The organism is Yinghuangia sp. ASG 101, from assembly GCF_021165735.1.
Classification (GTDB): domain Bacteria; phylum Actinomycetota; class Actinomycetes; order Streptomycetales; family Streptomycetaceae; genus Yinghuangia.
This window is the reverse complement of record NZ_CP088911.1, coordinates 6536513-6562437: the sequence shown is the minus strand read 5'-3', so window position 1 is coordinate 6562437 and position 25925 is coordinate 6536513. Positions and strand designations below refer to the sequence as shown.

Genomic DNA, 25925 nt, shown 5'->3' with positions numbered 1-25925 from the left:
CGCGGGCGGGCGGCTTCCGCTCATCGGCATGCTCATCGGCACAGGAAGGGGACGCGGACGCATGCGGGACGACGGATTCGCGGGGGGCCGCCGACGATGAACGTGCTGACCGACAACTGGGGCACGTACTGGGACGGCTTCGTCGGCACCATCGAACTCACGGCGGTCGCGGCGGTGTTGGCGCTGGTCGCCGGGATCCTGGTGGCCGCCTGCCGGGTCTCCCCCGTCGCGCCGCTGCGGGTCTTCGGCGCGGTGTGGGTGAACGTGCTGCGCAACACGCCGCTGACGCTGCTGTTCTTCGCGGTGGTGCTGGGCATGCCGCGCTTCGGGATCGTGCTCCCGTTCTTCGTGTTCGCGGTCCTCGCGCTGGGGTTCTACACGTCGGCGTTCATCTGCGAGGCGGTGCGCTCGGGGGTCAACACGGTGCCGGCCGGGCAGGGCGAGGCGGCGCGCAGCCTCGGCATGACGTTCGGGCAGACGCTGCAACTCGTCGTGATGCCGCAGGCGTTCCGCACGGTGATCCCGCCGATTGGCAGCACGTTGATCGCGCTGGCCAAGAACTCGGCGATCGCGGGGTCGTTCAGCGTCGTGGAACTGCTGGGCACCTACCGCACCGTCAACGAGCTGGGCTTCAGCATCGTGTGGACGTTCGTCTGGATCGCGGCGGGCTACCTGCTGGTGACGCTGACGATCAGCGCGGTGTTCCGGGAGTTGGAGCGGCGCTGGGCGGTGGCCCGGTGACCGCGGCGTCGGCGCTGTACGACGAGCCGGGGCCCAAGGCGCTGGCCCGGCACCGGTTGTACGGCCGGCTCGCGGTGCTGGTTTTGGCCGGGTTGGCCGCGTGGCTGGTCTACAAGCTGTTCGACACCGGCCAGTTCACCGCCGAGAAGTGGAACGCCTTCACCTACAAGGGCATTCAGGAGCTGCTGCTGCGGGGGCTGGCCAACACCCTGCGCGCGTTCGCGTGGGCGGCGGTGCTGTCGCTGGTCTTCGGTGCGGTGTTCGCGGCGGGACGGCTGTCGGACCACCGGGTCATCCGCTGGGTGGCGGCGGTGGTCGTGGAGTTCTTCCGGGCGATGCCGGTGCTGGTGATGATCTTCTTCATCTTCATCGCGCTCAAGGTGGAGCCGCGCTGGGCGCTGGTCACAGGGTTGACGCTGTACAACGGGTCGGTGCTCGCGGAGGTGTTCCGGGCCGGGGTGCGTGCGGTGCCGCGCGGACAGAGCGAGGCCGCGTACGCGCTGGGCATGCGCAAGACCCAGGTGATGGCGTACGTGCTGATCCCGCAGGGCGTCCGCACGATGCTTCCGTCGGTGATCTCGCAGCTGGTGGTCGCGCTGAAGGACACCTCGCTGGGGTTTCTCATCTCGTACGAGGAATTCCTGTACGCGGGGCGGCAGATCGCGACGAACCTCGACTACAGCCTGCCGTTCATCCCGGTCGTGATGGTCATCGCGCCGGTCTACATCGGGATGTGCATGGCGTTGTCCTGGGTCGCCACCCGCGTGGAACGCCACGGTCGCCGCGTCGGGCGAGGAGCCTGACGCCGCACCGGGCGACGCCCTTGCGCGTCCTGCGCACCGAACCCCGGCCGGGAGCCCCGGCCGGGGTTTCGCATGCGCGCGACCGATGAGTCCGGCGCCGCGGGGCGGTCTGCACAGGTGACGGACAGCGTGCCATTAAGGAACGGAATCTTCCTCTATGGCTCGTAGGGTCGGTCGTGCGAAGGAGCCGCGTCGGCCCGGACTCCCCCACCGGGGTGGGGACAGCCCCACCCCAAGACGGAAGCGACCCGGATGGGTTGCGCGGCCTGGGGTTTCTAGGTTTGAGGCAGTCGAGAAAACGCGGGGCCGAACGCGAGACGGTCCGCTCGGGGGCGAAGGAGCCGCTTGTGAACAGCACCGCCGGAACCGCGATGGCAGCCGCGAAGAACGGCGACGGCCCGGTGGCCGCGTTCACGCGCTTCGTGGTCTTCGGGGGCGGTACGGGGCTCGCGGCGAGCGGCGTCCTGCTGCTCCTGTCGCGGCACATGTCGCTCGCGCTGGCCAACGCGATCGTCAGTGTGGTGTCGACGGTCGTCGCCAACGAGCTGCACAGCCGCCTGACCTTCCGCAGCGGCGAACGCGGCTGGCGGATGCACGCCAAGTCGAGCGGCACCGTCGTGGTCGGCTACATCTTCACCACGGCCGCGATGATGTCCCTGCACGCGCTGGTCGCGGCGCCGAGCGTCATCACCGAGCAGGCGGTCTACCTGAGCGCGTCGGCCCTCGCCGGCATCGGCCGGTTCGCGGTGCTGCGGGTCTACGTCTTCGCGAAGCGCGCCAAGGCCCCGAACGCCCGCCCGGCCGGCAAGCCGGCGGTCGCCCCGGCCCTGGACCGCGCCGCGGTCGCGGTCGCCGCCTGACCCCGGTGACGCGGCGGGCCCACCCGCTTTCTCGCACCCGGCCGCCCGCCCAGCCCCGCCCCGTTCACGGCCGACCGGCCTCCCCGACCGGTCGGCCGCCGCTTTTGCCGCGAACGAATCCGGAAGACTCGTTCACCCGTTCGAATGACTCGCGGGGAAACCCGCACATATCAACCAACAGGGGCGTAGCGTTCCCCGGGCAACACGAACTCCGCGACCCGGGAGCACCGCCATGACCGACTCCATCCTCCTCGCCGTCGGCACCCGGAAGGGGCTGTGGCTCGGCCGTTCGCACGACGGCGGGCGGGCCTGGGAGTTCACCGGTCCCCACCACCCCATGACGGGCGTGTACTCGGTGCTCATCGACACCCGCGGCGACACCCCCCGCGTCCTCGCGGGAGTGACCCACGAGCACTTCGGCCCCGTCGTCGCGGCGAGCGACGACCTGGGCGCGACGTGGTCGGAGCCGCCGCTCGCGACCGTCGCGTTCCCGAAGGACACCGGCGCGTCCGTCGAGCGCGTCTGGCAGCTGCAACCCGGCTCGGCGGCGGATCCCGAGACGGTGTACGCGGGTGTCGAGCCATCGGCGCTCTTCCGCTCCGACGACGGCGGGCGCACGTTCTCCCTGGTGCGCGGGCTGTGGGACCACCCGCACCGCCCGCACTGGACCCCCGGCTTCGGCGGCATGGCGATCCACACCGTCCTGCCCCACCCGCACGACCCGGACGACGTGACCGTGGCGATGTCGACCGGCGGGGTCTACCGCACCCGCGACGGAGGCGCGACGTGGGACCCGTCCAACGCGGGAATCCACGTGACCTTCCAGCCCGAGGAGTATCCCGAGTACGGGCAGTGCGTCCACAAGGCCACCCGGCACCCGGACGCCCCGGACCGGCTGTTCCTGCAGAACCACCACGGCGTCTACCGCAGCGACGACGGGGGTGCCCGGTGGACGTCGATCGCGGACGGGCTGCCGAGCGATTTCGGCTTCCCGATCGCGGTGCACCCGAGGCGCCCCGCCACCGTGTACGTGTTCCCGCTGGTCGCCGACGCGATGCGGTTCCCTCCGGACGGGCGCTGCCGCGTGCACCGCAGCGACGACGCCGGGGAGACGTGGGCACCGCTGGGCGACGGCCTCCCCGACACCGGGTTCTGGACCGGCGTCATGCGCGACGCGCTGTGCCTCGACGACGCCGCCGACCCGAACGTCTACTTCGGCACCAGGTCCGGCGAGGTCTACGTCGGCCGCCGCGGCGGAACCCACTGGACGCGCGCCGCCGAACACCTCCCCGACGTCCTGTGCGTACGCGCGGCCACGGTGCCGGCCGACAGGACGGGCGGATGACGGGCGGCCGATGACGCACAGCCGGTGACAGGTGTCCGGTGACGTGCGGCGGTACCGGGCGTGTGGCCACGGGAGCGGGCGCCCGCTCCTCGGCCCGCGCACGCCGCCGCCGACGCCGGTGGGCGTGGCCGCGACCGCGACGCGTCAGGACGACGGACGCCAACCCTCCGAACCCGCCGACCCGCCACCCCCGTTCCCATCCCCGCCACCCGGACCGTCACCGGCACCCGCACCGGTACCGGCACCGGCACCGGCACCGGCACCGGCACCGGCGACCCAACGCTCCAGCACCTGGGCCCGCGTCATCCCGGCGTCGACCACCATGACATCCGTGAGGCCGCTGTCCCAGACCACGTGCGGCCCGAACGCCTCCGCGAGCGCGACGGCCGCCCGGGCTATCGCCTCGTCGTCCGGCCCGGTGCAGGTCAGGCCGGTGACCACGGAGCCCGCCGCGATCGGCGCCTCCTCCGCGCCGCCCACCGACAGGTTCAGGCCACCCAGGGAGCACCCCGGTGCCGCCCCCGTGGCACCGGCCGCTTGCACGGCCGTGACCGCGTCGGCGATCGCCTCGGCTCCGGAGCCCCCGGGGTGTCCGGAGCCGTCCACGGTGAACCAGCAGTCGGCCCGGACGCCGGCGTTGCCCAGTGCGGTCAGCACCCCCACGGTGTCGGGGTAGGCCCGGGCCATCGCCCGGGTGACCACGTCGTCGTCCACCGCGTCACCGTGTGAGCGGACGAACTCCGCACCGCCGTCCCGCTCGACGAACCACCGCAGCGAATTGACATGCACCACCCGGGTCCGCGCCGTCACGCCGGTCATATACGGGCCCCGCTCCCCACCGGGAACGACCGGGCGCGCGCGGCACCCCGTCCTTCACGCCGATCGCTCATGTCTCCTCCGTCCCGAGTCCCCCGCTCATGATCGCGCATGGCACGGACATTGACGCTTCATCAGGTGGATCGGGCCCCGGGCCCACGGCGGTTCACCGCCTCGGACGCCGCCTCCGCGTACACCCCGAGTCTGGCGAGGCGGTCCGCTCTCTCCCGGGCCCGCTCCTCCGCCCGCAAACGATGGGACTCGCGCCGCCGTTGGGAGGCGGCATGCCACTGCCGCCAGTCCTCGGTGGCCTCGACGCGGGCCACGCGCGCCTCGTCGTACAGCCGCATGTGCCGCGCCGACGGCACGACCGGGTTGGGTGCCAGCGCGTCCGCGTCCCCGAGGAAGCGCGCGATACCGCTTTCGGTCCAACCGCGGCGGCGCAGGTTGCCGCGGCCGAGGAAGAAGGGCCTGGGCGCGGCCTCGACCGCGTCGCACGCCCCCGCACCAGGCCGCGGTCGCGGCACGGCGACCGCCGCGCCCGTGCCCTGCCCCGGCGGCGGTGCGGTGCGCGGTGGTGGCGTCCGCGGCGGTGCGGCACCCACCGAACCCCGGTCGTGCTCTTTCGCCTTCGCCGCCTTCGCCGCCTTCGCCGATCCCGCCGGCCGGCCGGCCTTCGACACCTTGGCACCCATGCGTCCCGCCCTCCTCGCGTAGCGAACGTCGCCGTCGCGTCGCCCCGCCCGCCGGCCTCCGCCGGCCGTGACGATGTGACGACGTACGACAACGCTAGGCAAGGGACGCCACACGCAACGCCACTCAGGCGGCAGGCTGTGGACAACCGCTCCGGCCGATGCTCGGACCACGGAGTTGTCCCCAGGCACCGCGCGGCGACGGCCGGGAACGTGATAGAGCCGTCAGCCCACGGAACCCCGGACACGCGAGAGCCCCGCGACGCCGCACCGAGCGGCGTCGCGGGGCCCATGGCCACGGGGCTTCGCTCGGGGGCCGGGACCACCGGCCACCGCGTCAGCTCGCCCGCGCGGCCTTCTTCGCGTCGTCGGCCTCGTCGGCCTCGTCACCCGCGTCCGACTCCCCCGCGGCCTTCGGCGTCGCGTCGATCCCCGCCTCGCGCCGCTGCGCCGGGGTGATCGGCGTCGGCGCCCCGGTCAGGGGGTCGCCGCCGGTCGCGGTCTTCGGGAACGCCATCACGTCGCGGATCGAGTCGGCGCCCGCGAGCAGCGCGACGAGCCGGTCCAGCCCGAGCGCGATCCCGCCGTGCGGCGGCGGGCCGAACTGGAAGGCGTCCAGAAGGAATCCGAACTGCGACTGCGCCTCTTCGTCGGACAAGCCGATCGCCTCGAACGCCCGCTTCTGCACGTCGGCGCGGTGGATACGGATCGAACCGCCACCGACCTCCGTGCCGTTCAATACGAGGTCGTACGCGTTGGACAGCGCCGCCCCCGGGTCCTTGTCGAACGAGTCGAGGTACTCGGCCGTGGGCGCGGTGAACGGGTGGTGGATGGCGTGCCAGCCCTGGAAGTTGCCCTTGTCGTCCTCGATCGGCTCGAACATCGGGAAATCCACGACCCACAGCAGGTTCCACGCCGACTCGTCGACGAGCCCGCCACGCCGTCCGATCTCCAGGCGTGCGGCGCCCAGGAGTTCGAGCGAGGGCGTGCGGCGGCCGGCGGCGAAGAAGATCGCGTCGCCGCGGTTGGCGCCGGTCGCCGCGACCAGCCCACCGAGATGCGCCTCGGACAGGTTCTTGGCCACCGGACCGCGCAGCTCGCCGGTTTCCGCGTCGACGAGGACGTACGCGAGACCGCGCGCCCCGCGTGCGCGCGCCCAGTCCTGCCACCCGTCGAGTTCCTTGCGGGTCTGCGAGGCCCCGCCGGGCATCACGACGGCACCGACGAACTCCGACTGGAAGACCCGGAATTCGGTCCCCGCGAAGTAGTCCGTCAAGTCGCTGATCTCGACGCCGAAGCGCAGGTCCGGCTTGTCGGAACCGTATTTGGCCATCGCGTCCGCGTACGTCATGCGCGGCAGCGGCAGCGGCACCTCCACCCCGTGCACCTCGCGCCAGATCCGCGCGATCAGGCGCTCGGTCAGCCCGATGACGTCGTCCTGGTCGCAGAACGACATCTCGATGTCGAGCTGCGTGAACTCCGGCTGCCGGTCGGCGCGGAAGTCCTCGTCGCGGAAACAGCGCGCGATCTGGTAGTAGCGCTCCATGCCCGCGACCATGAGCAGTTGCTTGAACAACTGCGGCGATTGCGGCAGCGCGTACCACGTGCCCGGCTGAAGGCGCACCGGCACCACGAAGTCGCGCGCGCCCTCGGGCGTCGAGCGGGTGAGGTAGGGCGTCTCGATGTCCAGGAAGCGGTTCTCCGCGAGCACGTCGCGGATGATCTGCGTGACCTGCGACCGCAGGCGCAGGTTTTGGGCCATCTGACGGCGGCGCAGGTCGAGGTAGCGGTAGCGCAGCCGGACCTCCTCGTTGACCGTCCCCGGGGTGTACTCCTCGATGGGGAACGGCAGCGGGGCCGCCTCGGACAACACCTCGAAGTCGTTGACCAGCACCTCGACCGCGCCGGTCGGGATCTCGGTGTTCTCGTTGCCCTCGGGGCGGATCCGCACGTCGCCGGTGACCTTGACGCAGTATTCGCCGCGCAGGTCGTGCACCGCGTCCAAGTCGCGGAAGACGACCTGGACGGTGCCGGAGGCGTCCCTGATGTCCACGAACGCCACGCCGCCGTGATCGCGCCGCCGGGCGACCCAGCCGGCGAGCGTCACGGTGGTCCCGGCGTGCTCCGCGCGGAGCGTGCCGGCTTCATGGGTGCGGATCACTGGAGCTTCTCCTTCAGAGAGTCGACCACGAGGTGGAGGGATACGGGCGCCTGGTCGCCGGTGGTGAGGTCCTTCAACTGGACGACGCCGTCCGCGAGATCGCGGTCGCCGAGGATGATGGCGTACCGCGCGCCGGACTGGTCGGCGGCCTTCATCGCGCCTTTGAGCTTCTTGCTGTCGAACGCCATGTCGGCCGGGATGTCGGCGACGCGCAGCGCGGTGACAAGCTTGAACACCTCGCGGCGCGCCTCCTCGCCGAGCGCGACGCCGTACACGTCGCAGTCCGCGCCCATCTCGATCTCGCGGCCCTCGGCCTCCAAGGCGAGCATGGTGCGGCCGACGCCGAGCGCCCAGCCGACGGACGGCAGTTCGGGTCCGCCCAGCTCCTGCGCGAGGCCGTCGTAGCGCCCGCCGCCGCCGATCGCGGACTGCGCGCCGAGACCGTCGTGCACGAACTCGAAGATGGTGCGCACGTAGTAGTCGAGCCCGCGGACGAGGCGCGGGTCGTCTTCGTACTTGATCCCGAGGTCGTCGAGCATCGAGCGGACGAACGTGTGGTGGGCCGCGCACGCCTCGCACAGGCTGTCGGTGATCAGCGGGGCGCCGGTCAACTGGGCCTGGACCTCGGGCCGTTTGTCGTCGAGCACGCGCAGCGGGTTGATGTCGACGCGGCGCAGGGTGTCCTCGTCCAGGTCGAGCGAGCGCAGGAACTCCTGGAGGCGCGACCGGTAGACGGGGCGGCATTCGCGGCAGCCGAGCGAGTTGAGCAGCAGGCGGAAGTCGGTGAGGCCGAGCTTCTGGAAGCCCTCGACGGCGAGGGCGATCATCTCGACGTCGACCAGCGGGTCGCGGCTGCCGATGGCCTCGGCGCCGACCTGGGTGAACTGCCGTGTACGGCCGGCCTGGGGCTGCTCGTAGCGGTAGTAGGACCCGAAGTACCAGAGCTTGACCGGCAGTCGCGCGGCGTACAGCTTGTGCTGGAGCACCGAGCGGACGACGGCCGCGGTGCCCTCGGGGCGCAGCGTCAGCGAGCGGCCGGCGCGGTCGCTGAAGGTGTACATCTCCTTCGAGACGATGTCGGTGGATTCCCCGACGCCGCGCGCGAAGAGGCCGGTGTCCTCGAACGTGGGCGTCTCGATGTACTGGAAGCCCGCGTCGCGCAGTTCGAGGCCGAACTGGATCCGGATCCGGTTGTACGTCTCCGAATACGGCGGGAGCATGTCGAAGGTGCCCTTGGGGGCGTTGAAGGTACTCACGTGTTGCTCTTCCGTCACATTCCTCGGCGAGGACCCGCCTGGGGCGCCAACTCCTGCAGATACGGGTTCGTGGCGCGCTCGCGGCCGATCGTGGTCTGGGGGCCGTGCCCGGACAGGACGACGGTCTCGTCCGGCAGCGGCAGGACCACCCGGGTGAGCGACTTCAGCATTTGCGCGTGGTCGCCGCCGGGGAGGTCGGTGCGTCCGATGGAGCCGGCGAAGAGCAGGTCACCGGAGTAGAGGACGGGCGGGATGTCCGCGTCCGCTCCGGTGCCGAAGGTCACCGACCCCCCGGTATGGCCGGGGGCGTGACGGACCGTGAACTCCAGCCCGGCCAGGTCGAGCGTCGCGCCGTCGGTCAACTCGCGGACGTCGTCGGGCTCGGTGAACGTCATTCCGCCGAAAAGCTGCTGCCCGGCGACCCGCGAGAAGCCCTTGATCGGATCGGCGAGCATGTCGCGGTCGTCAGGGTGGATCCACGCGGGGACCTTGTGCTCGTCGCACACGGGAACAACCGACCACATGTGGTCGAGATGGCCGTGGGTGAGGAGCACGGCGACGGGCCGGAGCCGGTTCTCGCGGATGATCTCCTGCACGCCGTCGAACGCGTCCTGCCCGGGATCGACGATCACGCACTCCTCGCCCGCGTCGGGGGCGACCACATAGCAGTTGGTGCCAAAAGACCCGGCGGGGAACCCGGCGATGATCACGTTCGTCCTCGGCTGTCTCGAAGGTGGACCGGCGGTTGGTCGGCGGACGACCCGCCGCGGACCGCGGTCGGTCCTCGGCGGTTCCGCGCCCTGGCGGGCCCGGAGGAGGTCTTCCGGCGCGGCCGATCAGCAGGCAATATGCGGCGGACGTGGGAATCCTCGTCCGAGGGTACCGGCGCACGGGGGCGGTTCGCGAACCGGTTCCCGGCCGCACGCCTACACTGTGCGCCAGTCGCCCGCGTTTCGGCGTGCCGGTGCATCACCGCAGGTCGTGACGTGGATCGCCGCTCGGCCGAACGGCGATCCGCCCGGGGCGCGCGCACGACCGGGCCGGGCGGGCGTCGGCGGCTCGGCGCCCCCGGACACCGGGAAGCGCCCGTCGCCGCGGGGGACGGCACGGGAACAGCGGAAGCCATCAGGAGACCGGGGGCACCCGGAGCGCCGGGACAGCCCGGCGCGGCCGGGCCCGGAACAGCCGAACCAGGAGAACACGCGGTGGTCAGCAAGGAGCAGCGCCAGCGCCATCTCGCGCGCGCGAAACACGAGCGGCAGCAGCGGCGTCGGGCGGAGGCCCGCACGCGGGCCAAGCAGCGCAACTCGCTCATCGCCGCCGTTCTCGCGGTTGTGGTGGTCGCGGGGGGCGGCGTGTGGATCGCGAGCGCGGTGAGCGGCGACGACGACAAGGGCGGCCAGGACCCGACGGTGAACGCCGCGGACACGGCGCCGCCGGTGAACAACGCTCCGAAGACGTGTGCCGCGCCGGAGCCCGGCGAGCCGGCCGCGCAGTCGTATCCGGCCGAGCCGGCGATGGCGATCGACACGAACGCCGCCTACGAGATGGTGCTGCGCACGACCTGCGGCGACATCACGATCGCGCTGGAGGCGGCGAAGGCGCCGAGGACGGTCAACTCGTTCAACTTCCTGGCCGAGCAGAAGTACTTCGACCACACGCAGTGCCACCGTCTGACGACCGAGGGCATCTTCGTCCTGCAGTGCGGCGACCCGACGGCCACCGGGAACGGCGGGCCGGGCTACCAGCTTCCGGACGAGAACCTGGGCGGCGCGAGCTACCCGGCGGGCACCGTCGCGATGGCGAACTCCGGGCCGAACACCGGGGGCAGCCAGTTCTTCCTGGTGGAGAAGGACTCCCCGCTGCCGTCCGACTACACCCCGTTCGGGCGGATCACCGGGGGCATGGACGTGCTGCAGAAGATCGCCGCGGCCGGCACCGCGGACATGAGCTCGGACGGCGCTCCGCACGAGAATGTCGTCCTCAACACGGTTGCGGTCACGAAGAAGACCTGACCTCGGCGTGTTCGGGCTCCGGACGTCCGAATCGCCGCGGTCGCCGGGCGGCGGGGCGCCCGCCGCCCCCGACTCCTGTGTAAAGTCGCCGCATTCAGCATCGAAGGAGGCCGCTGTGACCAGCGACCCGTGGGGCCGCGTCGACGAGCAGGGAAACGTCTTTGTCAGGACGGCGGACGGTGAGCGTTCCGTCGGTTCGTGGCAGGCGGGTTCCCCGGATGAGGCCCTTGCCTACTTCCGGCGCAAGTACGAAGGCCTCGTCGTCGAAGTCGAGCTCCTGGAACGGCGCGTGCGGACCACGGACCTCGCTCCGAAGGACGCGGCCATCGCGATCGAGCACCTGCGCGCGAACATCGTCGACGCCCACGCGGTCGGCGACCTGGACGCCCTGGTCGGGCGCCTGGACGCGCTGACCGGTGTGGTGGAGACCCGCCGCGAGGAGCGCAAGGTCGCGCGGGCGCGGGCACAGGAGGAGGCGCACACCGCGAAGGAGCGGATCGTCGCCGAGGCCGAGCAGTTGTCGCAGAGCACCGACTGGCGGCAGGCCGGCGAGCGGCTGCGTGCCCTGGTCGACGCGTGGCGGGCGGTTCCTCGGCTCGACCGCAAGACCGACGACGAGTTGTGGCACCGCTTCTCGCAGGCGCGCTCGGCGTTCGCCAAGCGCCGCAAGAGCCACTTCGCCGAGTTGGACCAGCAGCGCGAGGCCGTGCGGCGCACCAAGGAGCGCCTGGTCGCGGATGCCGAGGCGTTGTCGTCGTCGACGGACTGGAACGACACGTCCGCGCGGTACCGCGACCTGATGCGCGACTGGAAGGCCGCGGGGCGGGCGCAGCGCGATGTCGAGGAGGAGCTGTGGCAGCGCTTCCGGGCCGCGCAGGACGTGTTCTTCGCGGCGCGCGGCGAGGTGTACGCCGAGCGTGACTCGGAGCAGCGTGACAACCAGGGCCTCAAGGAGCAGTTGCTCGTCGAGGCGGAGGCGCTGCTGCCGATCGAGGACGTGAAGTCGGCGCGTGCGGCGCTGCGTTCGGTGAACGAGCGCTGGGAGGGCATCGGACACGTGCCGCGTGACGCGCGTCCGAAGCTGGAGGCGCGTCTGCACGCGGTCGAGCGGGCGATCCGCGATGCCGAAGAGGACCTGTGGCGTCGCACCAACCCGGAGGCGCGGGCCCGGGCGCAGGCGACGGTGGACCAACTCCAGGCGTCCATCGACAAGTTGCGCGCGCAGGGCGACAAGGCGCGGGCCGTCGGCAACGACCGCAAGGCGCGCGAGGCGGACGAGGCGATCGCGGCGCGCGAGTCCTGGCTCGCGGAGGCGCGCAAGGCGCTGGAGGAGTTCGGCGGCTGAGGCCGCCTTTCGGAGCGGTTCTCCGGTCCGTGGGCCCGGTGCGACAGCGGTCGCGCCGGGCCCACGGCCGTTCCCGGTGGGTCGCGCCGTTCGTGTCGACCGAGCCGGGGCGGGTGCCCGCCCCGGTGCCGTTCAGCCCTGCTGCCGCCCGCTGGTCACACGGTACGCGTCGAAGACGCCTTCCACGCCGCGTACGGCCCGCAGGACGTGGCCCAGGTGCTTCGGGTCGCCCATTTCGAACGTGAAGCGGCTCAGCGCCACGCGGTCGCGGCTGGTGGTGACGGACGCCGACAGGATGTTGACGTGCTGGTCGGAGAGCACGCGCGTGATGTCGGACAGCAGCCGGGACCGGTCGAGCGCCTGGACCTCGATGGCGACGAGGAACACCGATGACGCCGTGGGCGCCCACTCGACCTCGACGATGCGTTCGGGCTGCTGCGAGAGCGATTCGACGTTGCCGCAGTCCTGGCGGTGGACGGAGACGCCGCTGCCGCGCGTCACGAAGCCGATGATCGGGTCGCCCGGCACCGGTGTGCAGCAGCGCGAGAGCTTGACCCAGATGTCCTCGACGCCCTTGACGATCACGCCCGGGTCGCCGCTCGCCCGGCGGGTGCGGCGGGTCGCGGTCGGGGTGGTCACCTCGGCCAGGTCCTCGGTCGCGCCCTCCTCGCCGCCGAGGGAGGCGACGAGGCGCTGGACGACGTGCTGGGCCGAGACCTGTTGCTCGCCGATCGCGGCGTACAGCGCCGAGATGTCGGCGTAGCGCAGCTCGTGGGCGAGCGTGACCAGGGCGTCGCCGCTGGTCATGAGGCGCTGCATCGGCAGGTTCTGCTTGCGCATCGCGCGCGTCAGCGCGTCCTTGCCGTGCTCGATGGCCTCTTCGCGGCGCTCTTTGGAGAACCACTGGCGGATCTTGTTGCGGGCGCGCGGCGATTTGACGAAGCCGAGCCAGTCTCGGCTGGGGGCGGCCGTCTCGGCCTTCGAAGTGAAGACCTCGACCAGGTCGCCGTTGTCGAGGCGGCTCTCCAGCGGGACGAGGCGGCCGTTGACGCGGGCGCCGATGGTGCGGTGGCCGACGTCGGTGTGCACGGCGTACGCGAAGTCGACCGGCGTGGACCCGGCCGGGAGCGCGATGACGTCGCCCTTGGGGGTGAAGACGAACACCTCTTGCGAGGACAGGTCGAAGCGCAGCGACTCCAGGAACTCGCCGGGGTCGTCCGTCTCCCGCTGCCAGTCGAGGAGTTGGCGCAGCCAGGCCATGTCGCCGACCTGCGCGTTGTCCTTCTTGGACGCCTTGGTCTCGGCGGCGGCGCGGTTGCCGCCGACCGCCTCGGCCTTGTACTTCCAGTGCGCGGCGATGCCGTATTCGGCGCGGCGGTGCATGTCGAACGTGCGGATCTGGAGCTCGACGGGCTTGCCTTCGGGGCCGATGACCGTCGTGTGCAGCGACTGGTACATGTTGAACTTGGGCATCGCGACGTAGTCCTTGAACCGGCCGGGCACCGGGTTCCACCGCGCGTGGATGGTGCCGAGGGCGGCGTAGCAGTCGCGTACGGAGTCGACGAGGACGCGGATGCCGACCAGGTCGTAGATCTCCGCGAAGTCCCGGCCGCGGACGATCATCTTCTGGTAGACGGAGTAGTAGTGCTTGGGCCGCCCGGTGACGGTGGCCTTGATGCGGGCGCCGCCGAGGTCTTCCTGGACCTGGTCGATGACCACGGCGAGGTATTCGTCGCGCTTGGGCGCGCGCTCGGCGACGAGGCGCACGATCTCGTCGTACATCTTGGGGTAGAGGATGGCGAACGCCAGGTCCTCCAGCTCCCACTTGATGGTGTTCATGCCGAGCCGGTGGGCCAGCGGCGCGTAGATCTCCAGCGTCTCGCGGGCCTTGCGCTCCTGCTTCTCGCGCTTGAGGTAGCGCATGGTGCGCATGTTGTGCAGCCGGTCGGCGAGCTTGATGACCAGGACGCGGGGGTCCTTCGCCATCGCGATGACCATCTTGCGGACGGTCTCGGCCTGCGCGGCCTCGCCGAACTTGACCTTGTCGAGCTTGGTGACGCCGTCCACGAGCATGGTGACGGTGTCCCCGAAGTCGCGGCGCAGTGTCTCCAGGCCGTAGTCGGTGTCCTCGACGGTGTCGTGCAGCAGCCCGGCCATGAGGGTGGGCGGGTCCATGCCCAGCTCGGCGAGGATCGTGGCGACGGCGAGCGGGTGGGTGATGTAGGGGTCGCCGCTCTTGCGGCGCTGCCCCCGGTGCCAGCGTTCGGCGGTGGTGTACGCCCGCTCGATCTCGCGCAGGTCGGCCTTGGGGTCGTTGGCGCGCACGATGCGCAGCAGCGGCTCCAGGACCGGGTTGTAGACGCTGTTCCGCTGGACGCCGAGCCGGGCGAGACGGGCGCGGACGCGGCCCCCGGTGTCGCTGCGCAGGCTGCGCACCCGGTCGCCGCTCGTCGCGCCGCGGCGTTGCGCGGGGCGGGCGGGTGCGGGGCGCGATTCGGGGCCGGCGGCGCCGGCCGCGGCGGCGCCGTGGTCGGTGGTGCCGCCGACCTCGCCGTCGGGCGGGCCGGGCGGCGGGGTGTCGGGGTGCGGCGGGCGTTCCGCCGCGTCGGACGCCGCGGGGTCCGGTGCGCTCTCCGCGCCGTCGGGTGCCGCGTCGGGGCCGGCCCGCCCGTCGGCGCGAGCCGCGGGTGCGGGCTGGGCTGGGCTCTCGGGGGCGGGGCCGGGCGCGGTGTCCGTCGCGTCCGGGGCCTGCCGGTGGACCCGGGCCGACCTGTCCCGTGCGGGACCCTGGGAACGGCCCTTGGACCTTCCCGATGTCGGTGCCACGGGCACGACCTCGTCCGGCAACGGCTCTCCTCCCGCCGGTGTGGTGCTGTGGTGCCGGTTTCCCGGTGCCGTCGACGCCGCCGGCGTCTGCGGCACCCCTGAAACCTCTGACGCTTCCGGCGCCGCTGTCACCGGTGTGGTCGACAACGCGCCGGCGGCCTCAGGTGCCCCAGATGCCTCCGGTACCTCGGGCGCGGTGCGGGGGTCTGGCTGGTCGTCCGAAAACCCCACGTGAATCTCCATCGTAACGAGAGTGGCCCGGCACCGGATCGCCTCCGGCGATCAGATCGTGACGAAGGACCGCACGGCGGTGTCCGCCAGCAGCGAGGCGAGTTTCGCCCGGCCGCCGAGGAAACCCAGTTCCATCAGCACCGAGACGCCGACGATGTCCGCTCCGGCGCGCCGGACCAGTTCGATGGTCGCGCCGACCGTTCCGCCGGTGGCGAGCACGTCGTCGATCACGAGGACGCGGTCTCCGGCGGTGAACGCGTCGCGGTGCACTTCGAGCGTCGCGGAGCCGTACTCCAGGTCGTAGCTTTCGGCGTAGGTGGCGCACGGCAGTTTGCCCTGCTTGCGCACCGGGACGAAGCCCGCGCCGGACCGGAAGGCGACCGGTGCGGCGAGGATGAAGCCTCGGGCCTCGATGCCGACGACCTTGTCGACGCCGTCGGTCGCGCACTGGTCGGCGAGGGCTTCCACGAGGGCGCCGAAGACCTGGTGGTCGGCGAGCAGCGGCGAGATGTCCTTGAAGACGACGCCGGGCTTGGGCCAGTCGGGGACGTCGCGGATGCGGCTTTCCAGCAGGTCGCGGAGTTCCACGGTGTGGGTGTCCTTCCCCGGAAGACGGTGACCGGGTGACCGCCGGTCGGCGTCGCGCCGCCGTGTGGTCACCCGGTCACCGGTGGTCAGTGCTTGCGCTTGCCGCTCGGGCGGCTGCGGGAGCGACCGCGGCTGGGCTGGCGCCGAACGCTCGTGGGGCGGCCGACGGACGTCGCTCCCCCCGCGGAGGCGGATCCGGCCGCGGCCGGTTCGCCGTCGGGGTCCTCCCGCTCGGCCCGCTCGTTGGCCTCCGCGGCCTTGGCCGCCGCCTTGGCCTGGGCCGCGCGGTGCTGCTCGACGCGCTTGGCGAGCTGCCGCATCTCCGGAGTGCGCTCCTTGAGGTCCGCGAACAGCGGCGTCGCGATGAAGATCGACGAGAACGCGCCCGCGGCGAGGCCGACGAACAGCGACAGGGCGATGTCCTTGAGCATGCCGGCCCCGAGGAGCCCGCCGCCGACGAACAGCAGCGCGCCGACGGGCAGCAGTGCCACGACCGTGGTGTTGATGGACCGCACCAGGGTCTGGTTCAGGCCGCGGTTGGCGGCCTGGCTGAACGTCAGCTTGTTCTGCTTGGTGATGCCCCGGGTCGTCTCCTTGACGGTGTCGAAGACGACGACGGTGTCGTAGAGCGAGTACCCGAGGATCGTCAGCAGGCCGATGACGGTGCCGGGGGTGACCTCGAATCCGACGAGGGCGTAGACGCCGACCGTGATGACGATGTCGTGGACCAGCGCGACGAACGACGCGAGGGCCATGCGCCACTCGAAGGCGATCGTCAGATAGATCACCAGCAGGACCATGAAGATCAGCAGGCCTTGCAGGGCCTTCTTGGAGATCTCCTCGCCCCAGCTGGCGCCGACCAGTTCGCTGTTGATGTTCTCGGGGGCCACCCCGAGGTCCTGGCTCAGCGCCTGGGTGATCTGGTTGAACTCGGCGGTGTTCTTGCTCGCGATCTGGATGCGGACCTGGTCGCCGCCGACCTTCTGCACGATCGGCTCGTGGCCCTGCGTGAACGGCTCGATGGCGTCGTGCGCCTGCGAGACGGTGATGCCTTCCTTCTTGACGGTGTAGACGGCACCGCCCTCGAACTCGATGCCGTACGAGAGCCCGCGGCCGAGCCACCCGCCGAGGGCGAGCAGCACGATGACCACGGAGGCCGCGTACCAGATCTTCTTGCGGCCGACGAAGTCGAACTCGACGTCGCCGTTGTAGAGCCGGTGACCGACGTTGCGCAGATCGGAGAGGCGTGGCATCAGGCCTCCTTGGGCTCGGCGCTGGGCCGGGGCCGCCGCGTCGCGCGGTACGCGAGGGGCCGTTTGGCTCCCAGGCGTGCCGGGTCGAGGCCGGACCAGGGGTGGCCGGACGCGAAGAACTTCTTGCGCGCCAGGATCACCATCAGCGGCTTGGTGAACAGGAAGACCACGACGATGTCGAGCAGCGTGGTCAGGCCCAGCGTGAACGCGAAGCCCTTGACCTTGCCGACCGAGACCCAGTACAGGACCGCGGCGGCGAGGAACGACACGAAGTCGGACACCAGGATCGTGCGCCGCGCGCGCGGCCAGGCCCGGGCCACGGCCGGCTGGAGGGACTTGCCCTCGCGTACCTCGTCGCGGATGCGTTCGAAGTAGACGATGAACGAGTCGGCGGTGATGCCGATGGCGGCGATCGCACCGCAGACCGCGGGGAGGTTCAGCGCGAAGCCGATACCGCGCCCGAGCAGGCACATCACCGCGTAGGTCAGCAGCCCGGAGACGCCGAGGCTGATGAGGCTGACGAAGCCGAGGCCGCGGTAGTACATGATCGAGTACAGCGCGACGAGGAACAGGCCGATCGCACCGGCGATCAGGCCGCCGCGCAGCTGGTCCGAGCCGAGCGCGGCCGAGACGGTGCTGACCTCGCTCTGGGTGAACGAGAGCGGCAGCGCGCCGTACCGCAGGATGTTCGCGAGGCCCTTGGCCTCGCCGCGGCTGAAGTTGCCGGTGATGACCGCCTGGCCGCCGGGCAGCTGCTGGTCGACCGTCGGGGCGACGACGACCGCGCCGTCCAGCTCGACCGCGAAGCGGTTGGTCGGGTACTGGCCGGCCGCGAGGTCACCGGTGATCTTGGTGAACTTGTCGGTGCCGGTGCCGTCGAAGTCGAGCGCGACCTGCCATCCGCCGGCCTGGCCCTGCGGGGGCAGCTGCGCCTCGGAGGAGTCCAGGTCGGTGCCGTCGATCGCGGCGGCGCCCAGGATGTACTTCTGGATCTGGCCGTCGCCGGCCTCGGAGTCGCACACGACGACCGGCGCGAGCGGGTCGGTGGTGTTGCCGATGCCGCGCTTGGCCGGGTCCGAGCAGTCGAGTGCCGCGTACTGCGCCTGCTGCTCGGGGGTCACGCCGTATGCCGACAGGTCGCTGCCCGCACCGGTCGCGGTCGGGTCGGCCTGCTGGCTCATGTCCACCGCCGGAGGCGTGGTGGCCGGGGCCGGCGGCGGCGTCGCGGCGGGCGGCGCGGACGGCGGCGGCGTGGCCTCCTTCAGGTCCGGGATGACCCGGCTCTGCGGGGTGGCCGAGGCCGATCCCGTCGCGGTGGCGCTCGCCGTCGCGCCGGGGCTCGCGCTCGTGGACGCGGGCGGCGCGGAGGACGCGGCGCCCTGGCCCTCCAGGGACGGCGTCGCCGGCGGCGGGCTGCTCGGCGGCGGCGTGGACGCGGGGGCGCTCGGCGACGGGGTCGCCGTGTTCTGCGGCGCGGTCACCGTCTGCGACTCGGCGGCCAGCACCGGCCGGAAGTACAGCTTGGCGGTCTTGCCGACCTGCTCGACGGCTTCCCGCTCGCCCGCACCCTTGGGGATGTTGATGACGATGTGGTCGCTGCCCTGGGTCTGGACCTCGGCCTCGGAAACGCCGAACGCGTTGACGCGGTCGCGGATGATCTTCACCGCGGTGTCCATGTTGCGCGAGTTGATCGCGTCCCGGCTGCCGCCCTGCTCGGGCTTGGCCTGGAGCGTCACGCTCGTACCACCTGCCAGGTCGATGCCGAGGCGCGGTGTCGTGTCACCCGTCGCGAACATGATCCCGTACAGAACGGCGATGACCCCCGCGATGAGGGCCAGGGCCCGCCCCGGGTGCCCGCGCGTATTCGATTTCGGTGCTGCCACCTTCGCCCATCTCCCTGTAGGTGTCGCCCGGCGCACTCCACCGGTTCACGACACAGCACCCGGCTCCTTGTCCGGGTGCATACGTGGCCTGGACATGACTCTATTGCCGCCGACGACCCCGAGGTCGTCGGCGTCCGACCACTTCCGGCTCGAACAAGCCCTTCTAGCCGGGCTGTTCGCCGTCGTCACGGCTCGCGCCGCGCTCCGGCTTCTTGTCCAGAGCGACCCCGTCGTCGTCGTTGGCGCCGCGCGCGCCGTGGTCGTCCTCGTCGCCGTGGTCGTCGCCGTGGTCGTCCTCGGCGCCGTCGTGGCCCTCGTCGTCGTCACCGGTGCTGAGCACCGCGACGATCGCGCTCTTGAGGTAACGGCAGTGCACGTCGGGGGCGATCTCCAGGATCACGGAGTCGTCCTCGACCTCGCTGACGGTGGCGAACAGGCCCGCGACCGTGCGCACCTCCGATCCGGGGCGCAACGAGTTCTGCGTCTGGACCGCCTCCTGCTGGCGCTTCTTCGCCGGCTTGATCATGAAGAAATAGATCACGACGAAGATGAGCAGGATAGGCAGAAGGCTGAGGATGTCCACGGCTGGAAACGGTTCCTTCCCGGTGCCGCTCGGCGGCTCGGATCATGGGGGTGATCAAGGCCGACGTGTGGCCTCGGCGGAGTCTAGACGGACGGATACACAAGGAACAACGATCGTGCCGCCCATGCGTTCCCGGGGACCCGATCCCGGTCGGGTGACGTGCTACACGGGGGCGCCGCCGGGCGCGGTCCCTTCGTCACCGAACAATCCCTGCTGGGCGCTACGCCCCGACTGTCCGCTCGCGGCGCCTTGCGGAGGGGCCATCCCCAGGTGCCGCCAGGCCGCCGCCGTCGCGACCCGGCCCCTGGGCGTGCGCGCGAGCAGGCCGCTGCGGACCAGGAACGGCTCGGCGACCTCCTCGACCGTCTCGGTCTCCTCGCCGACGGCGACCGCGAGCGTCGACAGGCCGACCGGACCGCCGCCGAAGAGGGTCACCAGCGCGTGCAGGACCGCGCGGTCGAGCCGGTCCAGGCCCTGCGCGTCGACCTCGTACACGTCCAGGGCGAGGGCCGCGACCTCGCGGGTGACCTCGCCGTCCGCCCGGACCTGCGCGTAGTCGCGCACGCGGCGCAGGAGCCGGTTGGCGATCCGGGGTGTCCCCCGCGAGCGCCCGGCGATCTCGGCCGCGCCGTCGGTGTGGATCGGGACGTCGAGCAGCCGCGCGGACCGGTGCAGCACGCGCTCCAGCTCGTGCGGCGCGTAGAAGTCCATGTGGCCGGTGAACCCGAACCGGTCGCGCAGGGGCGGGGGCAGCAGGCCGGCCCGGGTGGTCGCGCCGACCAGGGTGAACGGCGGGAGTTCGAGCGGGATCGCGGTCGCGCCGGGCCCCTTGCCGACGATGATGTCGACGCGGAAGTCCTCCATCGCCATGTAGAGCATCTCTTCGGCGGGCCGCGACATGCGGTGGATCTCGTCGAGGAACAGCACCTCGCCCTCGGCGAGCGAGGACAGGATCGCGGCGAGGTCGCCAGCGTGCTGGATGGCCGGCCCGGACGTGATGCGGATGGGCGCGCCCATCTCCGCGGCGATGATCATCGACAAGGTGGTCTTGCCGAGCCCGGGCGGGCCGGAGAGCAGCACGTGGTCGGGCGCCGCGCCGCGCGCCCGGGCGGCCCGCAGCACCAGAGACAGCTGCTCGCGGACGCGCTCCTGGCCGATGAACTCGTCGAGGCTCTTGGGTCGGAGTGCGGCCTCGACCGCCTGGTCCTCGCCGTCCGCCTCGGCGGTCACCAGGCGGTCCCCGTCGTGCGTCATGCCGTGCCGCCCCTGTGGTCGTGGTCCCGTGCCGGTGAGGCGCGCCGCGACGGTCCCCCGTCGGCCGCGCCCGACGGCCATCCTTGCGTACGCGGCGGACAGCGGACGCCGGACGCACGCGCGCGCGGCCGTCCGACGCCGAGGGCCGCTCCTCCGGGGACGGTCCGCCACGCGGGACGGTCGCGGCCGGCCGGTCCGGGGTCGTTCGCCGCGCACCGGGTCGCCGTGCCGCGCCCGGTCACCGGGGAGCGGCGCGGCCGGGGCGGCGTCTCGCGTCCGCACGTGTCCGCGTGGGTGCGCAGCCCCGTCACCGCCGGTTCAGCCCGCGCAGCGCCGACCGGAGCAGCGTCCCGACATCCGGGACGCCGCCCGCGGCGGTGGCGGCGTCGGCCTCGGGGGCGACGGCGTCGACCGCGCTCTCGGCCTCGCGCGGCTGGTAGCCGAGGCCGACGAGGGCGGTGTGCAGCTGGTCGCGCCAGGACGCGGGCGTCCGGGCCGCGGGGGCGGCGGCACCCGTACCGGTGGGCGGCCCGAGGCGGTCCTTCAGCTCGATGAGGAGCTTCTGCGCGCCCTTCTTGCCGATGCCGGGCACCGCGGTGAGGGCTTTCTCGTCGCCGCCCGCGACCGCCGCGCGCAACGCGTCGGGGGGGTGGACCGCCAGCATCGCCTGCGCGAGCCGGGGGCCGACACCGCTCGCGGTCTGCAGGATCTCGAACGTGCCGCGCTCGTCGTCGTCGGCGAACCCGTACAGCGTGAGGGAGTCCTCGCGGACGACCAGGCTGGTGGCCAGCCGCGCGGAGTCGCCGACCCGCAGGCCCGCGAGCGTGGCCGGTGTGCACAGGACGGCCATGCCGACGCCGCCGACTTCGACGACGGCCTGGTCCGGTCCGAGGGCGGCGACGGTGCCGCTGACGAAGGCAATCACGGGGTCATCCTCGCGTACCGCGCGGCAGGCGCGGGGACGGTGTGCGGGCGGCGGCGACCGCGGCGGCGAGGCGGCCGGTCGCGCCGCCGCGCCAGATGTGGCAGATGGCGAGGGCGACCGCGTCGGCCGCGTCGGCGGGTTTGGGGGGCGAGTCGAGCCGGAGGATGCGCGCGACCATGGCACCGATCTGGGCTTTGTCGGCGCGCCCGCTGCCGGTGACGGCGGCCTTGACCTCGCTCGGGGTGTGCAGCGTGACGGGGAGCCCCCGGCGGGCGGCGCACACGATGGCGACCGCGGAGGCCTGCGCGGTGCCCATGACGGTGCGCACGTTGTGCTGGCTGAAGACGCGTTCCACCGCGACGCAGTCCGGCGTGTGGCGGTCGAGCCATTCCTCGACGCCCTGTTCGACGGCGAGCAGCCGCGCGTCGATCGGGTCGTCCGCGGGCGTGCGCACCACTCCGGCCTCGATCATGCGCAGCGGTCGGCCGACGCCGCCCTCGACGACACCGAGCCCGCACCGGGTCAGGCCCGGGTCGACTCCGAACACGCGCACGCACACACCTCTTCCGGCCGTCGCCTCACCCGCGATACGAACATGTGTTCGCCATTCGTGCCGACCCTAGCGGAGGCCGCCGCCATCGGGGCCGAGCCACGCCGCGGCGCCGGGGGCGTGTCACACCCGCGCGGGTCCGGAGGGCGCGGCGTCCGGCCTACCCTTGTGGGCATGCCCGATGTACCCGACGATCCCGCGCCTCCGGCTCCCGGTGCCGCTCCCCGCCCCGCCGTCCTGCGCGACATCGGGTCGCGCGAGGACATCCTCCTGCTTCTCGAGGACTTCTACACCGCGGCCTTCTCCGACGACCTGCTCGGGCATGTGTTCGTCGACGTCGCGCGGATGGATCTCGCGGAGCATCTGCCCCGGATCGCCGACTTCTGGGAAGTGACGCTGCTGCGGCGCGGCGGCTACCGGGGCAACGCGTTGCGCCCCCATCAGGCTTTGCACGCGCAATCCCCGCTCACCGCAGGTCACTTCGCGCGGTGGACGCGGCTGTGGGCGGACACCGTCCGGGCGCGTTTCGCCGGTCCGGCGGCCGACCGGGCCGTCGTCCAGGCCGAGCGGGTCGCCGCGACGATGCTCAAGCGCCTGGAGATCCCCGACGACGGGCTCCGGCCGTGGGCGCCCGGGCCCGAGGGGCGTACGCAGCTGCCGCTGAGCGGATGACGGCGACTCCCCGCGGCGGATCACACCGTGGTGACGGCCCGGTCACCATCTTTCCCCGGCATCGCCCGACAGGCCCGGACCCGCGTCGGTACGCGAATCCTCGGCGCTAGGCTGTGTCCGCCGTCGTGTCCGCGTGATCACTCCGGGCACCCCGGCACCCGTCGGCCCGCCGCGTACGCGCCGCAGGACGCCGCATCCCGCCAGGAAGATCCCGGAAGGGCCGCCCATGCCGTCACCGTCCACCCCGGTCGCCTCGGACACGGCGGCCAAGCCGCCCGCCGATCCGAGTTCGCGGGGCGCGGACCTGCGCGAGCGGCTGCGGACGACGGCGGTGACAAGCGGGCGGCGGTTCCGTACGGCCGTCCGCCCCGCGCTCCCGGCGATCGTCGGCTACCTGATCGCCCGTGCGATCAACCTCGTCGTCCTCGCCCTGATGGCCCGCTCGGCGCGCAAGCCGTTCTGGTCCATGGTCGGCTCGTGGGACGGCGAGTGGTTCCGGGACATCGCCGACTTCGGCTATGTCGACAAGCTCCCGGTCTCCCCCGCGGGCAAGCCCTACTGGGTCAACGTCGAGTTCTTCCCCGGCTATCCGTACCTGGTCCGGGTCGTCTCCAACATCACCGGGCTCAGCAGCCTCAACGCCGGCATGCTCGTCACGCTGGTGTCCGGCGCCGTCGGAGCGTGGGGGCTGTACGCACTCGGCCGGGAACTGACCGGCAGCCACCGCGCCGCGACGATATTCGCCCTGCTGTGGGCCGCGGCCCCCGGCTCGATGGTGCTGACGATGGTCTACTCCGAGGCGCTGTTCGTCGCGTTCGCCTCGTGGGGGCTGCTGGCGATCATCCGGCGGCAATGGACCACGGCCCTGGTGCTGTGCCTGCTCGCCGGGCTCACCCGCAACACGGCGTTCGCCATAGTGGCGGCGCTCGGTGTCGCGGCACTGCAAGTCGTCCTCACCCGGCGCGACGACGGCACGCGCGTGGGTCTGCTGGGGCGCGAGGCGCGGCGGCCGATCGTCGCGACGGTCCTGGCTCCGCTGGGCGTGGTCGGGTTCATCGTCTGGGTCGGCGTGATCGGCAAGCGCTGGGACGCGTGGTTCTGGGTCCAGGACAAGGCGTTCAACCTGCGCTTCGACTTCGGTGTGAGCACCGTCCAGTGGATGAACAAGTACCTGACCCACCTGGGCCGCCCGATCTACGTCGTGTGCACGTTCGTGATCCTGCTCTCGGTGGCGCTGATGGTGTGGTCGTTCCGCAACCGCAAGGTGCCGCTGCCGATCCACGTCTACGGCGGCATAGTGATGTTCCTGGCGCTGACCACGAGCAACGGCTGGTTCTTCCAGTCCAAGCCGCGGTTCATGCTGCCGGCGTTCACGATCTCGCTGCCGCTGGCGGTGCTGATGGCCCGTTGGCCGCGCAAGGTCGCGGGGGTGCTGCTCGTCGCGGGGGCCGTGTTCTCGGGCTGGTACGTCGCGTACCTGGTCTACGTGGTCGACACGAACCCGTGAGACGCCGAAGGGGCCTCCCGCTCGATCGCGGTCGGCCCCTTTCGCGCACGGTGGGTGCGCGGGTGATCGGTACGCGGCTCAGGCGTCGATCTTCTCCATGACCTCGTCGGACACGTCGAAGTTCGCGTAGACGTTCTGCACGTCGTCGGAGTCCTCGAGTGCCTCGATCAGCCGGAAGATCTTGCGCGCGCCGTCCTCGTCGAGCTCGACGGTGACGCTGGGCAGGAAGTTGGCCTCGGCGGAGTCGTAGTCGATGCCCGCGTCCTGGAGCGCGCTGCGCACCGGGATGAGGTCGCCCGCCTCGCTGACCACCTCGAAGGACTCCCCCAGGTCGTTGACCTCCTCGGCGCCCGCGTCGAGGACCGCGACGAGGACGTCGTCCTCGCTCAGCTCGTTCTTCGGCACGATCACGACGCCCTTGCGGGAGAACATGTACGCCACCGAGCCCGGGTCGGCCATCGATCCGCCGTTGCGCGTCATCGCGACGCGGACGTCGGACGCCGCGCGGTTGCGGTTGTCGGTCAGGCACTCGATGAGCACCGCGACGCCGTTCGGGCCGTAGCCCTCGTAGGTGATCGACTGGTAGTCCGCGCCGCCGGCCTCGGCCCCCGAACCGCGCTTGACCGCGCGGTCGATGTTGTCGTTGGGGACGGAGCTCTTCTTCGCCTTCTGAATGGCGTCGTACAGCGTCGGGTTTCCCGAAACGTCACCGCCGCCGGTGCGCGCCGCCACCTCGATGTTCTTGATGAGCTTGGCGAAAAGCTTGCCGCGCTTGGCGTCGATGACGGCCTTTTTGTGCTTGGTGGTCGCCCACTTCGAGTGGCCGGACATCCGCCTCTACTCCTTCTCGGTCACCTGTTCGTGCCGCGGCCCGGAGGCCACCTGGCACAGATCCTACCGACGCGCGGGTGCCCCGATTACACGGTGCACCGTCGCGGGCGGGCGGCGTCACACGGCGGCGCGGACCATGGCGACGAAATACTCGTGCACGCGGCGGTCCCCCGTCAGTTCGGGGTGGAAGGCGGTCGCGAGCAGATTGCCCTGCCGCACGGCGACCACGCGTCCGGCGTACGGCCCGGTGTCGAGTGTCGCGAGCACGTCGACCCCGGCGCCGACCGACTCGACCCACGGGGCGCGGATGAACACCCCGTGCAGGGGCGCCTCGGGCGCGGGGGCGAAGGCGACATCCGCCTCGAAGGACTGGTTCTGCCGGCCGAAGGCGTTGCGGCGCACGGTCATGTCGATGCCGCCGACGGTCTCCTGGTCGGCGCGGCCGTCGAGGATCTTGTCGGCCAGCATGATCATCCCGGCACACGAGCCGTAGACCGGCATGCCCGCGCGGACGCGGGCCCGGAGCGGGGCGAACAGCCCGAAGGAGACCGCGAGTTTGGACATCGTGGTCGATTCGCCGCCGGGGATGACGAGGGCGTCGACGTCCTCGATCTCCTCCGCCTTGCGCACCGGGCGGGCGAGCGCGCCGGCCTCGGCGAGGGCGGCGGCGTGCTCGCGCACGTCCCCCTGGATGGCGAGGACGCCGACCGCGGGCGCGGACGACGAAGGGGACGGAGAAGCGGACGGAGAAGACACGGAAGCCACAGAAGCCCTCGGAAGTTCGTTGC

General features: G+C 71.9%; 23 protein-coding genes. 8 read left to right on the top strand and 15 right to left on the bottom strand.

The genetic code is table 11. The features are described from left to right. Positions 1 to 96: 96 nt before the first annotated feature. The 4 genes from LO772_RS28180 (at position 97) to LO772_RS28165 (ending at position 3749) form a co-directional block, all read left to right on the top strand. Complete coding sequence (locus LO772_RS28180) at positions 97 to 741, top strand: amino acid ABC transporter permease (protein WP_231774833.1); 645 nt, start codon at positions 97 to 99, stop codon at positions 739 to 741. Then, positions 738 to 1544 (top strand): amino acid ABC transporter permease, encoded by an 807-nt coding sequence (locus LO772_RS28175; RefSeq protein WP_231774832.1) that lies wholly within the window; start codon positions 738 to 740, stop codon positions 1542 to 1544. The genes LO772_RS28180 and LO772_RS28175 overlap by 4 nt, the downstream gene beginning before the upstream one ends. Positions 1545 to 1891: 347 nt before the next feature. Further along, positions 1892 to 2404, top strand: coding sequence for a GtrA family protein (locus LO772_RS28170; protein WP_231774831.1), 513 nt, complete (start codon positions 1892 to 1894; stop codon positions 2402 to 2404). 232 nt (positions 2405 to 2636) lie between these two features. Then, on the top strand, positions 2637 to 3749 hold the full coding sequence (locus tag LO772_RS28165; protein WP_231774830.1) for a WD40/YVTN/BNR-like repeat-containing protein: 1113 nt from the start codon (positions 2637 to 2639) through the stop codon (positions 3747 to 3749). Between the two features lie 144 nt (positions 3750 to 3893). Here the strand turns inward: LO772_RS28165 and LO772_RS28160 are convergent, their stop codons facing one another. The 5 genes from LO772_RS28160 to LO772_RS28140 form a co-directional block, all read right to left on the bottom strand. Then, on the bottom strand, positions 3894 to 4568 hold the full coding sequence (locus LO772_RS28160) for a hypothetical protein (RefSeq protein WP_231774829.1): 675 nt from the start codon (positions 4566 to 4568) through the stop codon (positions 3894 to 3896). Positions 4569 to 4699: 131 nt separating this feature from the next. After that, positions 4700 to 5260: a hypothetical protein gene (locus LO772_RS28155; protein ID WP_231774828.1), complete on the bottom strand. Its 561-nt coding sequence runs from the start codon at positions 5258 to 5260 to the stop codon at positions 4700 to 4702. Positions 5261 to 5594: 334 nt separating this feature from the next. Next, positions 5595 to 7418, bottom strand: a complete 1824-nt coding sequence (gene aspS, locus LO772_RS28150) for an aspartate--tRNA ligase (protein WP_231774827.1) — start codon at positions 7416 to 7418, stop codon at positions 5595 to 5597. Then, positions 7415 to 8674 carry a histidine--tRNA ligase gene (gene hisS / locus LO772_RS28145; protein ID WP_231774826.1) on the bottom strand — a complete coding sequence of 420 codons (1260 nt, stop codon included), beginning with the start codon at positions 8672 to 8674 and terminating at the stop codon, positions 7415 to 7417. Before hisS ends, aspS begins: the two co-directional genes overlap by 4 nt. A 14-nt stretch (positions 8675 to 8688) precedes the next feature. Next, positions 8689 to 9384: an MBL fold metallo-hydrolase gene (locus LO772_RS28140; RefSeq protein ID WP_231774825.1), complete on the bottom strand. Its 696-nt coding sequence runs from the start codon at positions 9382 to 9384 to the stop codon at positions 8689 to 8691. A gap of 495 nt (positions 9385 to 9879) precedes the next feature. On the opposite strand from LO772_RS28140, the gene LO772_RS28135 reads away from it, so the two are divergent. Next, complete coding sequence (locus tag LO772_RS28135; RefSeq protein ID WP_231774824.1) at positions 9880 to 10689, top strand: peptidylprolyl isomerase; 810 nt, start codon at positions 9880 to 9882, stop codon at positions 10687 to 10689. A 115-nt stretch (positions 10690 to 10804) separates the two neighbouring features. Beyond that, positions 10805 to 12034: a DUF349 domain-containing protein gene (locus LO772_RS28130; protein ID WP_231774823.1), complete on the top strand. Its 1230-nt coding sequence runs from the start codon at positions 10805 to 10807 to the stop codon at positions 12032 to 12034. 132 nt (positions 12035 to 12166) lie between these two features. On the opposite strand, the gene LO772_RS28125 is transcribed toward LO772_RS28130, so the two are convergent. The 8 genes from LO772_RS28125 to ruvC form a co-directional block, all read right to left on the bottom strand. Then, complete coding sequence (locus LO772_RS28125; RefSeq protein ID WP_231774822.1) at positions 12167 to 14881, bottom strand: RelA/SpoT family protein; 2715 nt, start codon at positions 14879 to 14881, stop codon at positions 12167 to 12169. 261 nt (positions 14882 to 15142) lie between these two features. Then, entirely contained in the window at positions 15143 to 15679 is a 537-nt protein-coding gene (locus tag LO772_RS28120; protein ID WP_231774821.1) for an adenine phosphoribosyltransferase, read from the bottom strand. A gap of 86 nt (positions 15680 to 15765) precedes the next feature. Next, on the bottom strand, positions 15766 to 16932 hold the full coding sequence (gene secF / locus LO772_RS28115) for a protein translocase subunit SecF (RefSeq protein WP_231774820.1): 1167 nt from the start codon (positions 16930 to 16932) through the stop codon (positions 15766 to 15768). Further along, positions 16932 to 18815, bottom strand: coding sequence for a protein translocase subunit SecD (gene secD, locus LO772_RS28110; protein ID WP_231774819.1), 1884 nt, complete (start codon positions 18813 to 18815; stop codon positions 16932 to 16934). Before secD ends, secF begins: the two co-directional genes overlap by 1 nt. Before the next feature lie 163 nt (positions 18816 to 18978). Continuing rightward, on the bottom strand, positions 18979 to 19398 hold the full coding sequence (gene yajC / locus LO772_RS28105) for a preprotein translocase subunit YajC (RefSeq protein ID WP_231774818.1): 420 nt from the start codon (positions 19396 to 19398) through the stop codon (positions 18979 to 18981). 162 nt (positions 19399 to 19560) lie between these two features. Further along, positions 19561 to 20652, bottom strand: a complete 1092-nt coding sequence (gene ruvB / locus LO772_RS28100) for a Holliday junction branch migration DNA helicase RuvB (protein WP_231774817.1) — start codon at positions 20650 to 20652, stop codon at positions 19561 to 19563. 307 nt (positions 20653 to 20959) lie between these two features. Further along, positions 20960 to 21577 (bottom strand): Holliday junction branch migration protein RuvA, encoded by a 618-nt coding sequence (gene ruvA, locus LO772_RS28095; RefSeq protein ID WP_231774816.1) that lies wholly within the window; start codon positions 21575 to 21577, stop codon positions 20960 to 20962. A 4-nt stretch (positions 21578 to 21581) separates the two neighbouring features. Beyond that, positions 21582 to 22130 (bottom strand): crossover junction endodeoxyribonuclease RuvC, encoded by a 549-nt coding sequence (ruvC, locus tag LO772_RS28090; RefSeq protein ID WP_231774815.1) that lies wholly within the window; start codon positions 22128 to 22130, stop codon positions 21582 to 21584. A 171-nt stretch (positions 22131 to 22301) separates the two neighbouring features. Between ruvC and LO772_RS28085 the strand changes: the two genes are divergently transcribed. Beyond that, a complete protein-coding gene (locus tag LO772_RS28085) occupies positions 22302 to 22799 on the top strand; it encodes a group III truncated hemoglobin (RefSeq protein WP_231774814.1) in 498 nt (165 codons plus the stop codon). A gap of 226 nt (positions 22800 to 23025) precedes the next feature. Beyond that, complete coding sequence (locus LO772_RS28080) at positions 23026 to 24306, top strand: mannosyltransferase family protein (RefSeq protein WP_231774813.1); 1281 nt, start codon at positions 23026 to 23028, stop codon at positions 24304 to 24306. A 78-nt stretch (positions 24307 to 24384) separates the two neighbouring features. Here LO772_RS28080 and LO772_RS28075 read toward each other — a convergent pair whose 3' ends face one another. Together LO772_RS28075 and pdxT are read right to left on the bottom strand one after the other, a co-directional pair. Then, a complete protein-coding gene (locus LO772_RS28075) occupies positions 24385 to 25137 on the bottom strand; it encodes a YebC/PmpR family DNA-binding transcriptional regulator (protein WP_231774812.1) in 753 nt (250 codons plus the stop codon). A 117-nt stretch (positions 25138 to 25254) separates the two neighbouring features. Next, positions 25255 to 25893 (bottom strand): pyridoxal 5'-phosphate synthase glutaminase subunit PdxT, encoded by a 639-nt coding sequence (gene pdxT / locus LO772_RS28070; RefSeq protein WP_231774811.1) that lies wholly within the window; start codon positions 25891 to 25893, stop codon positions 25255 to 25257. Between the last annotated feature and the right edge of the window lie 32 nt (positions 25894 to 25925).